Origin of the sequence: Pseudomonas sp. RGM 3321, assembly GCF_022836805.1 — a bacterium.
Lineage (GTDB): Bacteria > Pseudomonadota > Gammaproteobacteria > Pseudomonadales > Pseudomonadaceae > Aquipseudomonas.
Genome location: NZ_JALHBH010000113.1, coordinates 1 through 12,349, shown reverse-complemented (window position 1 = coordinate 12,349; position 12,349 = coordinate 1). Strand labels below are relative to the sequence as shown.

Sequence of the window (12,349 nt, the reverse complement as noted above, 5' to 3'; positions counted from 1 at the left end):
ATGCGGCGCAGGTTTCCTGATTAGTCGACGCGTTTGGCGGACTTGATCAGGATCGGGTCGATTGGCACGTTTTGCATGCCTTTCTGAGTGCTGGTCTGGGCGTTGACGATGTTGTCGACCACGTCCATGCCCTTGACGACTTTACCGAACACCGCATAACCGAAGTCACGTGTGCCGTTGTCGAGCATGGCATTGTCGTTGGTGTTGATGAAGAATTGACTGGTGGCCGAGTTAACGTCCGAAGTACGGGCCATGGCAATGGTCCCACGTACGTTATGCAAACCGTTCTGTGCTTCGTTCTTGATCGGGTCCTTGGTCTGCTTCTGAACCAGCTGCTGAGTGAAGCCACCGCCCTGCACCATAAAGCCCGGAATCACGCGGTGAAAGATAGTGTTGCTATAGAAGCCGCTGTCGACGTAGCCCAGAAAGTTCTGGGTGCTGACAGGTGCCTTGGCGTCCGAAAGCTCGATTTCAATCTGGCCGAAGCTGGTATCGAGTACCACGTGCGTGGCTTTATCCGGGGCAGCCATAAGGTTGGCGGCGAACAATACGGAGCAGGCGGCGAGAGCGATTTTTTTCAGCATGTGGCAACACGTCCTTCATTAAGAGATATCGACTGTGACCGGCAAGGTAACCACGTTTGGCGTTCTTTGCCCAGCGTGTTAGAGGGTTTGCGAGGCTTCATGCCATCAGCCAGCGCAGCCATAGCCTGCACAAGGTTTTCAGACTCCGATGCTGGCGATGAATTCCAGCAGCTTGCGATTGAATTGCTCGGGCTGGTCCAGGGGCGTGGCATGCCGGGAGTCGTTGATGACTACCAGCCGCGCATTGGGCAGGCGTTTGACGTAAGCCTCCTTGAGCGAGACCGGTGTGTAATCGTGTTCGGCCGCGATGATCAGCGTCGGGCAGGTAATGCGCCCCAGTTTGTTTTCCACGCCCCAGCCGACAATGGCATCGAAACTGGCCAGATAGGCGCGCTTGTCGTTCTTGCCCCAACGCTCGGCCATCTTGCGCCGCAGGTCGGCCTGCTCCGGCTTTGGAAACAACAGCTTGCCCAGCGCCTCGCCCATGGTCTGCATGCTGACGATGCGTGACAGGGTCCAGCGTCTGGCCAATTGCCAAAGGTCGCCTGCGCTTCTGACCTTGACCTGTGGCGCGCTGTTGACGATGCACAGGCTCTTGAGCAGGTGCGGTTGATCGACCGCCAATTGGAAGCCGATCATCCCGCCCATCGACAGGCCGATCAGGTGCACCGGGCCCAGACGAAGGTGTTCGATCAGCGCCTCTACGTCATTGCTCATGGCCTGAATGCTATAGCGCCCGTAGGGTTTGTCCGAGCGACCATGGCCACGCATGTCCATGACGATGACGCGGTATTGCCTGGCCAGTGCCGGGATCTGATATTCCCAGTCCTGACAGCTCGAACCCAGGCCATGCAGCAACAGGACGGGTTCGCCCCGGCCATACTCTTCGTAGTGCAGCGAGCAGTCGTCGTGTTCGAAAAAAGCCATGTGCCTACTCCTGTCAGGCGTGTTGGGGAGCGATGAGTGCCGTGGTCAGTGGTGCGGTGTCGAACGTGCGGATCAGGTCGATCAGAATCTGCGTGGCCGGGCCCAGCGACCTGTCCTTGCTGGAGTAAAGATAGAAGGTCGGGTTGCGGCTGCCGCCCTTGTCCAGGCGCAGCGGCTTGAGCAGCCCCTCGCGTAGTTCACGTTCGATCATGTGGCGAGGCAGCCAGGCGAAACCCAGACCGTTGCTGACGAAGGTGGCGGCTGTACCGAGGCTACCGACCGTCCAGCGCTGCTCTGCGCCCAGCCAGCCGAAATCCCGCGGTTGCTGTCTGCCTGAATCGCGAATCACCACCTGCAACTGGCTTTCCAGGTCCTGAAAGGTCAATTCGCGATTGGCCTGGTGCAGGGCGTGGTCCGGATGCGCGACGGCGACGAACTCGACGGAGCTCATCTCGGTGCCCAGATGCCCGGCAATGCTGTAGCCGCTGATGGCCAGGTCCGCGACGCCTTCGAGCAGTACCTCCTCGACACCCGAGAGCACTTCTTCACGCAACCGCACCCGGCAGCCGCGGCTTTGCGGCATGAACGCGGTCAACGCCCTGACCAGGCGTGCCGAAGGATAGGCCGCATCAATCACCAGCCGCACTTCCGCCTCCCAGCCCTGTTCCATATGGTGGGCGAGGTCTTCCAGTTGACTGGCCTGTTTGACCAGTTGCCGTGAGCGGCGCAGCAGTACACCACCGGCCTCGGTCAGCACAGCCTTGCGTCCGTCAATGCGTAACAATGGCACGCCGAGCTGTTCCTGCATGCGCGCCACGGTGTAACTCACCGATGACTGCGACCGGTGCAGCGCCTCGGCGGCCTGAGCAAAGCCACCGTGGTCGACTACGGCTTGTAATGTGCGCCACTGGTCGAGAGTCACGCGGGGCGCTTTCATGCTGTAATTCCTCTTAATGTGCTGGCTATTTGTTCTACTCTGACAATCCCGCTTTGGAGATCGCCGAATGAATCGACTGTGCTGTGTACTGCTGGTCATGTTGCCTGTGACGGCTTTCGCGTACCCCATTGAGGTGGAAAAGCAGTATCAGGGTGTGAAGATCGATTACGTGACGCACGACGTCTATCACAACATCGGGTCAATCACCGTCAGCAACTATGGAGATGTAGACGCAAAATGTTCGGTCGTGTTCGTCAACGGGCCAGAGGCACCGCGGACCCGGCGTGTGCAGGTTGGTGCAGGTCAGAGTGTCGACGCTTCATCCACGTTCAATCGCAGCATCATCAAGTTGCGAATCAGGCTCACCTGCCAGCCAGCCTGAGAGTAGAGCGCTCTTATGGATAAAACAAATTTATGGATGAGTTGAGCGAGGGTGTTGAAGTTTTTAATCGATAAATCGATTTTATAACGGTGTTCCCATTGCGATATACGCAATTCTGGCCGGAGACCGTGGGAGCGAACCTGTTCGCGAAAGGGCCGGTATAATCGCCGAAAGTGCATCGGCTGAAACACCGTCTTCGCGAACAGGCGAAGCGTCGCCGCTTTGCTCCCACGCCCTTGGGGCAGAAGCCTGAAAACCCGGTATTCCGAGCTCTCAGGACTTGTGCAATACGCTGGGCATCATCAGGCGATGATGTCTGCCGCTTGCAGACTCTGCACGCCGGTCAGCTGGATTTCAAAGTCCGCGCCGATGTTGTCATCGATGTTGCCGTACAGCACCCCATCGGCGAAGCGAAGCTCGCCGGTGTTGTTGGCGCTGAACGCTGCGTTACCGATGAACACGAACGCATCGTGGGTATCGGTCAGCGGTCGGGCATCGAAGCCTGTGAAGTCCAGCTTGTCGCCTTCGGCTGCCTTGAAGCCGTTGATGATATCGCGCAGGCCACCCAGGCCTGTCTCGTTGCTGTTGTTGAACACATAACGGTCTGCGCCGGTGCCACCGATCAGCGTATCCGCGCCTGATCCGCCGATCAGCACGTCGTCGCCCGCGCCACCGGACAAGGTGTCATTGCCATCGCCGCCACTCAGGGTGTTGGCGCTCTTGTTGCCGGTCAGCGTGTCGGCAAACTGGCTGCCGATCAGGTTTTCAGTGCCTTTCAGCGTGTCCAGACCCGAACCTCCTGTGGCTTGCTGAGCGCTGGTGTTCAGCGCAACGGTGACGCCGGCAGTGGCGAACAGATACGACACGGTGTCATTGCCGTCGCGGCCGTCCATGACGTTGTCGCCCGCGCCCGCATAAATCAGGTTATCCAGGGCATTGCCGGTGGCGTTGGCAGCCCCGCTGCTGTTGATGACGAGGTTTTCCAGATTGGCCCCCAGCGTGTAGCTGGCCAGCGAGCTGTACACTGTATCGACGCCGCCCACCTGTGCGTCGGCGTTGGTCTCGACCACCCGGTCGGCGGCATCGTCAACGTAATAACTGTCCGATCCGTCGCCGCCGGTCAGCAGGTCGGCACCCGCTGCGCCGTCGAGAATATTGTTGCTGGCATTGCCGGTGATGACGTTTCTCAGCGCATTGCCGGTGCCGTTGATGGCAGATACGCCGGTAAGCAGCAGGTTTTCCACGTTAGCCCCCAGCTGCCAGCTGACGGAAGACACCACGGTATCAACCTGTGATGGCGAGTCATTGCTCTCGGTGACAGTATCGAGTGCGTTGTCCACTACATAGATGTCGTTGCCGTCCCCGCCGGTCATGTCATCTGCGCCCTGATCGCCATCCAGCACGTCATTGCCGGCGCTGCCCACCAGGGTGTCGTCATCACTGGTGCCGAAGATGTTGCCGCCTTCGTTCTGGCCACCCTCGAAAATGGCCGCCGGGTCGTTGTTGTCGCTGGCATCGCCACGAAAGCCCAGGTCATCGGCAATGAAGTCGGCCAGGCGTTGACCGACGATTTCGGCGGACTCTTCGTGCAAGTGCCAGACGTCATCGGGGTAGACCAGCGGGTTGACCTCGTAACGCAAGGGCAGGTCGGTGTAGTCAACTGCCAGCTTGACGTCGGCACGCTCATTGGCGATGGCTTCCTGAGCGTTTCTGACGTATCCGGCACCCTCGACAATAGCGTTGATCTTTTCTTCGGTGTAGCCGCGCGCCTTGGCCGCTTCGGTCTGATAGTGGCCGGTTTCGGCCATGTACACGGTGAAGTCGCCTATCTGCGCGTGCAGGTAATCGAACACCTTCAGGGTCGAGGCTTTGTACAGGTCGGCTGCAGCCTGCTTGTCCGTGGCGCGGGCTATTTCCTGCGCGGCTTCTTCACCCTGACCCCAGATAATCCCTGTGGTCACTTTATCGATAGCCGTCAGCGACGCCAGTTGCGACTTGAGCAGTTCGGTCGCGCGTAGCAGCGCAGGGCCTGGCTCATCGGTGTCGACTAGCCACCAGGAAACACGCTGCTCTTCTTGAGTGCCGGTCGAGTAGCCAACCACGGTGCTGCCGCCAACAGCCAGGTCGATGCCATCACCGTTGGCGTCGGTGAACTGGCTGCGCACGTCGTAATCGGTGTAGCGGGTCAGGTCCTTGACCATTTCCGAGGTGCCGGACTGGTTATCGTCTTCGGTCATGCGCAGCAGGCGCGCATTGGACTGGCCCAGTGTCGGCAGGTAGAGAATCTCCTGCGCCTCACGCTGGCCGAAGACGAAGTCCGCATCGGTCAGGGTGTCGATCAGGTTGCCGCTCAGGGCGATTTCGAAGCGATTGCCGTCGGCATCCGCCGTGGCGGACTTGATGTAGGTCTTGTCGCCCGTTTCGTTGAGGGTCATGTACAGCGTGTGATCTTCGCCATTGCCCAGCCCCAGGAAACCCAAAGCAGAAACGTCTATTTTGTCTTGGCCGGGGGTGAAGTCATAGATTGTGTCAGTGGCCGTCAACCCGCCAGCATCGTAATCGCGGTAGCTGTCGGTGAGTGCGCTGTAGACGAACGTGTCGGCATCGGCGCCACCGTACAGGGCGTCGCGTCCTGCGCCACCGTTGATGATGTCGGCGCCGGAATCGCCGCGCAGCGTGTCGTCACCGCCCAGGCCCAGAATCGTGTCGTTGCCTTCGGTGCCATACAGCGCCTCGGCGTTCTCGGTGCCGGTGAGGGTCCCCGGCGTCACGTTGCCCACATTGATGGCAAAACTGTCGGCCACCGAAGCGCCGGTGGCGTCGCTCGCGGTCAGCAATACCGAATAAAGCCCCGATGCCGTGCCGCCCGGTGTGCCGCTGAAGGTCAGGGTCTTGCTGTCGAACTTCAGCCACTCGGGCAGGGCGCTGTTATCGGCCAGGGTCGCGCTGTAGGTCAGCGTGTCGCTGTCCGGGTCGCTGAAACTGCCCGGCTGCACGGCGTAGGAGAACGCCTTCAGCTCTGTGACGTTCTGGTCCATCAGCGGCGTGTTGAGGACTGGCGCCTGATTGGCGGCTGAGGCGGTAGAGAAGATGAAGTTGGACGCACTAAGTTTGTCGGCCAGGTTACCTTGCAAGGCGATCTCGAAGCGATTGCCTGTGCTGTCGACCGCATCGGTCTTGATGTAGGTCTTGCTGCCGTCGGCATTGACCGACAGGTAAATGGTGTTGGCGCTGCCATCGCCTATGCCGCGCAGGCCGATGCTGGACAGGTCGATACGGTCTTCGGCAGGGTTGAAGTCGGTGATCGTATCGCTTTGCTTGGTGCCGCTGGCGGTGTAATTACGATAGCTGTCCAGGCGCGAGTTGTAGATGAACAGGTCCGCGCCCGCTCCACCGGTCAGGGTGTCGGCATCGGCTCCACCGGTGATCGTGTCTGCGCCCGCGCCGCCATCGATACGGTCCGTGCCGGCGTTACCGTTGATCACGTCATTGCCGTCAGTGCCGGTCAGGGTATCGCCGCCCGCAGTGCCTTCGATGACCCGCTGGAAGATGAAATGGCTGGCATTGAGCGTGTCTTTCAGGTCGCCGCTAAGGCCCAGTTCGAACCGGTTGCCGCTGGCATCGGCGTCGAGTGATTTGACGTAAGTGCGATCAAGTGTGGCGTTATAGCTGATATTCAGCGTGCCGCCCTTGCCGCTGCCCAGACCGCTGAAACCCAGGTTTGACAGGTCGATACGGTCCTGGCTGACGTCGAAGTCAGTGACCAGATCGGTGGCGCTGGTGGTCGCCGTCCGGTAGCTGTCGGTCAACTGATCGAAGCGAAAGGTGTCAGCCCCCGCGCCGCCGGTGAGCTTGTCGGCTCCCGCACCGCCGACCAGAATATCGTCGCCCGCAGCGCCGTTGAGCGTGTCCTTGCCAGCCAGCCCGAGAATCATTTCATTGGCTGCGCCGCCGGTGATCGCATCGTTGGCGTCTGTGCCCTGCACGGTGACCAGCGGAAACGAATCGCCCGCAAAGCTGCCGTCGCCATACACCAGCGTCAGGCCTTTGCTGGTGTGGCTGATGGTGTTGCCCACGATGCTGTTGCGATCGGTGCCATCTTCGTTGCGCTCGGCAACGCCGTAGGTGGAGTTGTCGCTGCCGGTGATCACGTTGCCGCGGATCAGGTTGTCGCTGCCGTTGAAATACTTGCCGGAAACGCCCGAGGTGTCGTCGTAAGACTGGATGATAATCTCCGGCACCGGGGCGCCGAGGGAGTTGTTGCTAAGGGTGTTATCAAACACATCCACCCCGGAACTGCCGTAGATGCGCACACCGGCATTGCCGTTGTCGTGAATGTCCAGGCCACTGACAGAGACCTGACTGGACAGCTTGATCAGCACGCCTTCGGCACCGTTGCCATAGACCGCGCCGCCGGTGATGGTGATATTGGCAGGCGAGGGGATGTTTTCACTGCCGCGCTGCACCACGATACCGGTGCTGCCATTGCCGTAGGCGACGTTGTTGCTCAGGGTGAAATCGTGAGTGCTGGTCACCACGTTGAAGCCGTGACGATCGTTGTTATACGCAACGTTGTTTTCAAACACGCTGTCGCTCAGGTAATCGGCCACGAAGCCGTCCAGGCCGTTGCCATGTGACACGCTGTTTTTGATCACCATGTTGACGGTCTGCTCGTGCGGGTCGAAGCCGTAGCCCGAGCAGTCCTTGATCTCGACGCTGTCGAGCGTAACGTTCGAATCCTTGCCGTCAGAGCCTGGAATGTAACCGTTGAACCAGCCGTCCACTTTGCCGGTGGTCGCGTCCCGGTTACCGTCCAGTGTCAGATTTTTCATGCCGAAGTCGTGAGTCTCTTCGCCGTAGGCGGAACGCACGATGCCGGTGACCTTGGTGTCCGAGCCATCCGCCAGCTTGATGACCGTCTCGCCCATCCCTGCGCCCGACAGGGTCACGTTGCTTTTGAGCATCAGACAGCCATCGGAAGGCTCCTCGCCACCGGACACAATGTAGGTCCCGGCTGCCAGCACAACTTCCCCACCACCCGCCGCTGCAGCTGCATCAATAGTTGCCTGAATGGCGGCCGTATCGTCAGTGACGCCGTCGCCCACTGCTCCGAAGTCTTTTGTGTTAAATATCATGGTGTTACTCCAGGTGGCGACGAATGTGGATGAATTTAGTCAATATTGCAGCGTCCGGATGATAAGACCTTTTGTTCAGGAAAAGTTGCCGATATAGGCCATATTTTCGTCGAAACCGACGACATGTACGTCAATAATGCGACTGTCATATTTGTGACGGGTAACGCGGAGCGCGGCGACGGGTTGGCGTCAAAAATTGGCGGCCGTCGAGTGGACAGTGAGTGACGCAACCGCTATGGTCGCGCCCTTCAAAAATGGGGGGCGGGCATGGGTTATCTACTTTTCGTCACACTGATTCAGGCGTTTTCGTTCAGCCTGATCGGTGTCTATCTGGCCGGGCACGTCGACAGCTATTTCGCGGTGCTGGTCCGCGTGGTGCTGGCCGGTCTGGTGTTCATTCCGCTGACCCGCTGGCGTCAGGTCGAACCCCGCTTCATGCGCAGCATGCTGCTGATCGGCGCGCTGCAATTCGGCGTGACCTATGTCTGCCTGTACCTGAGCTTCAGGGTGCTGACGGTGCCGGAAGTGCTGCTGTTCACCATCCTCACGCCACTGCACGTAACGTTGATCGAAGACGCGCTGAACCGACGCTTCAACCCTTGGGCATTGCTGGCAGCGGTGGTCGCGGTGCTGGGTGCAGGGGTGATTCGTTACGATGGCCTGGACGGCGACTTCCTTGGCGGTTTCCTGCTGCTGCAGTTGGCCAACTTCACCTACGCCGCCGGGCAGGTGCTGTACAAGCATCTGGTGGCACGCCACCCCAGCGATCTGCCGCATTACCGACGCTTCGGCTACTTCTACCTCGGCGCACTGGCGGTGGTCCTGCCGGCGTTCCTGATATTCGGCAACCCGCAACACCTGCCCGAAGCGCCGACCCAATGGATCGTGCTGTTATTTCTCGGCCTGTGTTCGACGGCGCTGGGCATGTACTGGTGGAATAAAGGCGCGTGCATGGTCAACGGTGGCACCCTGGCGGTGATGAATAACCTGCATGTGCCGCTGGGGCTGTTGATCAATCTGCTGATCTGGAACCAGCATGAGGACTTCACCCGCCTGCTGATCGGCGGCGGGGTGATTGTCGCTTCGGTATGGGTCAGCCGGTTGGGCGTGCGGCGTGTGCCGGAGAGCGTTTCCGGTACCCGTTAAGTCAGACGTGCTGACCGCCGTTGACGTGAATCTCCGCACCGTTCACGTAGGACGCGCCCGCCGTACACAGGAAGTAGATCAGCGAAGCGACTTCCTCGGGCTTGCCCAGCCGGTGCATCGGCACCAGCCGCTCGACAATCTCTGCGGTGCCGGGTGACAGGATCGACGTATCGATCTCGCCCGGTGCGATGGCATTGACCCGTATCCCGTGCGGGCCGAAATCGAAGGCCATTTCCCGGGTCAGCGCCGACAGGGCCGCCTTGGACGTGGCATAGGCAACCCCGGCAAAAGGGTGAACCTTCGAGCCGGCGATCGAGGTGACATTGATGATGCTTCCCTTGGCTGCCTTCAACTCGTCAAACAGCCCGCGAGCCAGCAGGGCCGTGGAGAACAGATTGACGTTGAACACCTTGATCCAGGTGCTGTAATCCGACTCCAGCACACCCATGCGCCCGCCGTCCTCGGTCTTCGGTGAAACGCCGGCATTATTGACCAGCGCATCGAGCCGCCCGCCGAGCTTGTCCTTGATCGCTGACATGCTCTCGCTGACGCTGTCGATATTTTCCAGGTCCAGGTGAATGTGGTTGAGCAGGCCTTCAGCCCACGGGCAGTCAGCGACCCAGTTCTGCCGCGATGCGGTAAACACCTCCCAGCCAGCGGCATTGAAATGCTTGACCGTGGCATGACCGATACCCCGGCTTGCGCCAGTCAGCAAAAGCTTTTTCTTGTCGCCCATGATTGCGTTCCGGTTTTTAGGGTGGATGCATCATGTTTTTTGGTGGGTGGGGTGTCAACGCTGTTTGTCTGGTGTCAGGCCGCAGAACGCATGCGGTTAATCCGCTTCAATATCCTGCGCCACAGCGCCCGCTTCGGCCGGGGTGTTGCTTCGGTCACCACATTCGGCATGTCCCGCAAGCGAATCCAGGTTTCACTGCGCCAGTGCAGCACGCTCAGCGAGGTGCCCGGCCACTGCAACTGGCTCATTCTGGGGTTATCCAGCGTCACGTTCTGCTGATCATGCAGCACCGTCAGCACCTCATGCGTCAGCCACTGACGCAGCGCGCGGTTCTCCGGCACGTAATGATGAACCAGCAACGCCAGCACGCCGGATTCACTGATCATCAGCTGCCGCTGGCATTCGCCATTAGCTTGCAACCAGACCTCGCGACGCTGATCGGCATCAAGCTTGAGCGTGGCGCGCTCGTCCAGCGCCTTGCCCATTAGACGGGCGAGGTCGGCGAGGCAAAACCATGCCTGGGCGTCGGTAAAAATGGCGCGCAGCATGCGGCTGTGACGGAGGAAGAGGGTGGCTTCGAAATGGGGTGTTCGTGGCATACAGGGGGTTACGTTGAACATGGGTGCAGCTCCTGGATATGAGACTGCCACAAGACGTCGCTAAACGAATGGGTGGCAGCTGTACGAAGGTTAGCGAACCGGTATCCAGGAAACCGGCAGACCCGAAGGTCTCCGACGTACAGCCGCCATAGCACGTGCCTCAAGTCTGGCTCGAAGCAGTGGGTGGGGCGCTGACACGCCTGGATAGAACGGATCGCTAAATCCGGCCGCTGATTTGGCAGCGAACGGCGGGGAGGTTAGCGTGGTGAGGGTGGGGTGGCAAGGGTGTGGGGTTGAAGCGTAGGAAACGGCATTTTTTGCGGCGGCTGCGATGCGTGAGGTTTTATGCTGTGTTCAGATAGTGTGTCGTCGCTTGATGTTTATTATTGAAGCGCGCCCATCTGCATGGGTTAGATGAGGTCACGCTACCCGGTAACGCCTCCATCACCCTCGACAACCCCACACAGGAGGCAACATGTTTGACAAAGGCATCTGGCTGAACGAGCCCCGGCACTGGAACGTGGCGGAAGAGCGCCTGACGGTCACCACAGACCCGCAAACCGATTTCTGGCAGCAAACGCACTACGGCTTCTGCCGCGACACCGGTCATTTTCTGGGTGTTTCGGTGACGGGTGATTTCACTGCGCAAGTGCATATTCAGGGTGATTTCAAGACGCTTTACGATCAGGCGGGCTTGATGGTCCGCATTGACGAGCGCAACTGGGTCAAAACCGGCGTTGAAGTCAGCGACGGAGCCCTGATGCTGGGCAGCGTTTTAACCTGCGGACAATCCGATTGGGCAACGGGTGTATTTGATGATTCGTCATCCGGCCTCTGGTTGCGAGTCACCGTCGCCAAGGGCGTACTGCGCATTCAGCACTCCAGCGACGGCCTGCGCTGGCCATTGCTGCGCCTGGCACCATTTCCAGCGAGTGATGTTTATACCGTAGGCCCTATGTGCTGCAGTCCGGAACGGGGAGTGCTGGAAGTGGTGTTCTCTCATTTCGAGATCATGCCTGCACTGGGCAAGGATTTGCATGATTTGACGTGAGTGGCTCTTCAGCGAGCCATTGCAGGCTCGCTGAGGATCGACAGGGTTATTTCGTGTTACTGAACGACAGTGAACTTGCAGTTTTCAGCTGATGTTTTTTCACACACGTTATAGACCAGACCAAAAGGCCCATCTTCTTTCTTCCAGGCATTGCCTGCAGTTTTTATAGTGAAATTCTTATTGTTTTTAGCGATGAAACGCATGTCCAGCGCCTCGCGCCCACCGATGTTGTAGGTGCAGTGTTGCAACATCTGAGGTGCGTCTGCACCCTCTTGAATAGCGATGGCCAGGTCAAACGACTGCACAGGCATTTTCTTCGTCACAACGCCTTGCAGCACGCCGTTCCACTCACCGTCATTGCCGCTAGCCCGGTAAACACCGGGCGAGACCTGCTCGATCTTCGAGACAGCAGGGCAGTTTTCCGCTGCTTGAGAGGTCAGGGATATACCCAGCAGGGAGGTGGCAATTGCGACGCCGATCAATAATTTTTTCATGATGTTCCTTAAGTTGATTTAATTCTTGATGTGTATATAAACGTATGTGTAGGTTTTTACGAAGTTATGCCGAGCGAGCTTGTTTTCCAAGACCGCTAGTTGCTTGCGTATGGCTATCTGGTGTGTGGCAAGAAATGTGTTGCTTGTTATCTCGTTATTAAGCGAGGTGCGTGCTTCAGTAGTAACTTGATCGCATCCAGTGGGATGGGTTTATCGTAGGCGTTAGTCTGTCTGACCTTGCCCCTGAAAAACGTATCCCTTGCCAGGTGCCTCAATAGCCGCAAGGATACGACATGACTAAGCTCAAGACAGACCGCGTTAAATACACCCTCGAGTTCAAGCTTGAGGCCGTGCGACT

At 58.9% G+C, this 12,349-nt stretch carries 10 protein-coding genes; 3 read left to right on the top strand and 7 right to left on the bottom strand.

Going from position 1 to position 12,349, the window contains the following annotated elements:
* Positions 1 to 20: 20 nt before the first annotated feature.
* The 3 genes from RGM3321_RS16550 to RGM3321_RS16540 form a co-directional block, all read right to left on the bottom strand.
* Complete coding sequence (locus tag RGM3321_RS16550; protein ID WP_244393972.1) at positions 21 to 584, bottom strand: peptidylprolyl isomerase; 564 nt, start codon at positions 582 to 584, stop codon at positions 21 to 23.
* Between the two features lie 138 nt (positions 585 to 722).
* On the bottom strand, positions 723 to 1,511 hold the full coding sequence (locus RGM3321_RS16545; protein ID WP_244393971.1) for an alpha/beta hydrolase: 789 nt from the start codon (positions 1,509 to 1,511) through the stop codon (positions 723 to 725).
* 13 nt (positions 1,512 to 1,524) lie between these two features.
* Complete coding sequence (locus RGM3321_RS16540; RefSeq protein WP_058400104.1) at positions 1,525 to 2,448, bottom strand: LysR family transcriptional regulator; 924 nt, start codon at positions 2,446 to 2,448, stop codon at positions 1,525 to 1,527.
* Between the two features lie 67 nt (positions 2,449 to 2,515).
* Here RGM3321_RS16540 and RGM3321_RS16535 point away from each other — a divergent pair, with 67 nt between their 5' ends.
* Complete coding sequence (locus RGM3321_RS16535; protein WP_005743256.1) at positions 2,516 to 2,830, top strand: hypothetical protein; 315 nt, start codon at positions 2,516 to 2,518, stop codon at positions 2,828 to 2,830.
* Between the two features lie 302 nt (positions 2,831 to 3,132).
* Here RGM3321_RS16535 and RGM3321_RS16530 read toward each other — a convergent pair whose 3' ends face one another.
* Positions 3,133 to 7,965 (bottom strand): glycosyl hydrolase family 28-related protein, encoded by a 4,833-nt coding sequence (locus tag RGM3321_RS16530; protein ID WP_244393970.1) that lies wholly within the window; start codon positions 7,963 to 7,965, stop codon positions 3,133 to 3,135.
* 267 nt (positions 7,966 to 8,232) lie between these two features.
* On the opposite strand from RGM3321_RS16530, the gene RGM3321_RS16525 reads away from it, so the two are divergent.
* Positions 8,233 to 9,111, top strand: a complete 879-nt coding sequence (locus tag RGM3321_RS16525) for a carboxylate/amino acid/amine transporter (protein ID WP_244393969.1) — start codon at positions 8,233 to 8,235, stop codon at positions 9,109 to 9,111.
* A 1-nt stretch (position 9,112) separates the two neighbouring features.
* On the opposite strand, the gene RGM3321_RS16520 is transcribed toward RGM3321_RS16525, so the two are convergent.
* Together RGM3321_RS16520 and RGM3321_RS16515 are read right to left on the bottom strand one after the other, a co-directional pair.
* A complete protein-coding gene (locus RGM3321_RS16520) occupies positions 9,113 to 9,847 on the bottom strand; it encodes an SDR family oxidoreductase (RefSeq protein ID WP_244393968.1) in 735 nt (244 codons plus the stop codon).
* A 74-nt stretch (positions 9,848 to 9,921) separates the two neighbouring features.
* Positions 9,922 to 10,467, bottom strand: a complete 546-nt coding sequence (locus tag RGM3321_RS16515; protein WP_244393967.1) for a Bro-N domain-containing protein — start codon at positions 10,465 to 10,467, stop codon at positions 9,922 to 9,924.
* 454 nt (positions 10,468 to 10,921) lie between these two features.
* Here RGM3321_RS16515 and RGM3321_RS16510 point away from each other — a divergent pair, with 454 nt between their 5' ends.
* Positions 10,922 to 11,497, top strand: coding sequence for a DUF1349 domain-containing protein (locus RGM3321_RS16510; protein ID WP_244393966.1), 576 nt, complete (start codon positions 10,922 to 10,924; stop codon positions 11,495 to 11,497).
* Positions 11,498 to 11,553: 56 nt separating this feature from the next.
* Here RGM3321_RS16510 and RGM3321_RS16505 read toward each other — a convergent pair whose 3' ends face one another.
* On the bottom strand, positions 11,554 to 11,991 hold the full coding sequence (locus RGM3321_RS16505) for a DUF3757 domain-containing protein (RefSeq protein ID WP_244393965.1): 438 nt from the start codon (positions 11,989 to 11,991) through the stop codon (positions 11,554 to 11,556).
* Between the last annotated feature and the right edge of the window lie 358 nt (positions 11,992 to 12,349).

What these genes read in the sequence shown, in the direction of transcription:
- RGM3321_RS16530 (WP_244393970.1), bottom strand. Translation starts at nt 7,965, where the DNA reads ATGATATTTAACACAAAAGACTTCGGAGCAGTGGGCGACGGCGTCACT.
- RGM3321_RS16520 (WP_244393968.1), bottom strand. Translation starts at nt 9,847, where the DNA reads ATGGGCGACAAGAAAAAGCTTTTGCTGACTGGCGCAAGCCGGGGTATC.
- RGM3321_RS16505 (WP_244393965.1), bottom strand. Translation starts at nt 11,991, where the DNA reads ATGAAAAAATTATTGATCGGCGTCGCAATTGCCACCTCCCTGCTGGGT.
- RGM3321_RS16515 (WP_244393967.1), bottom strand. Translation starts at nt 10,467, where the DNA reads ATGTTCAACGTAACCCCCTGTATGCCACGAACACCCCATTTCGAAGCC.
- RGM3321_RS16525 (WP_244393969.1), top strand. Translation starts at nt 8,233, where the DNA reads ATGGGTTATCTACTTTTCGTCACACTGATTCAGGCGTTTTCGTTCAGC.
- RGM3321_RS16550 (WP_244393972.1), bottom strand. Translation starts at nt 584, where the DNA reads ATGCTGAAAAAAATCGCTCTCGCCGCCTGCTCCGTATTGTTCGCCGCC.
- RGM3321_RS16510 (WP_244393966.1), top strand. Translation starts at nt 10,922, where the DNA reads ATGTTTGACAAAGGCATCTGGCTGAACGAGCCCCGGCACTGGAACGTG.
- RGM3321_RS16535 (WP_005743256.1), top strand. Translation starts at nt 2,516, where the DNA reads ATGAATCGACTGTGCTGTGTACTGCTGGTCATGTTGCCTGTGACGGCT.
- RGM3321_RS16545 (WP_244393971.1), bottom strand. Translation starts at nt 1,511, where the DNA reads ATGGCTTTTTTCGAACACGACGACTGCTCGCTGCACTACGAAGAGTAT.
- RGM3321_RS16540 (WP_058400104.1), bottom strand. Translation starts at nt 2,448, where the DNA reads ATGAAAGCGCCCCGCGTGACTCTCGACCAGTGGCGCACATTACAAGCC.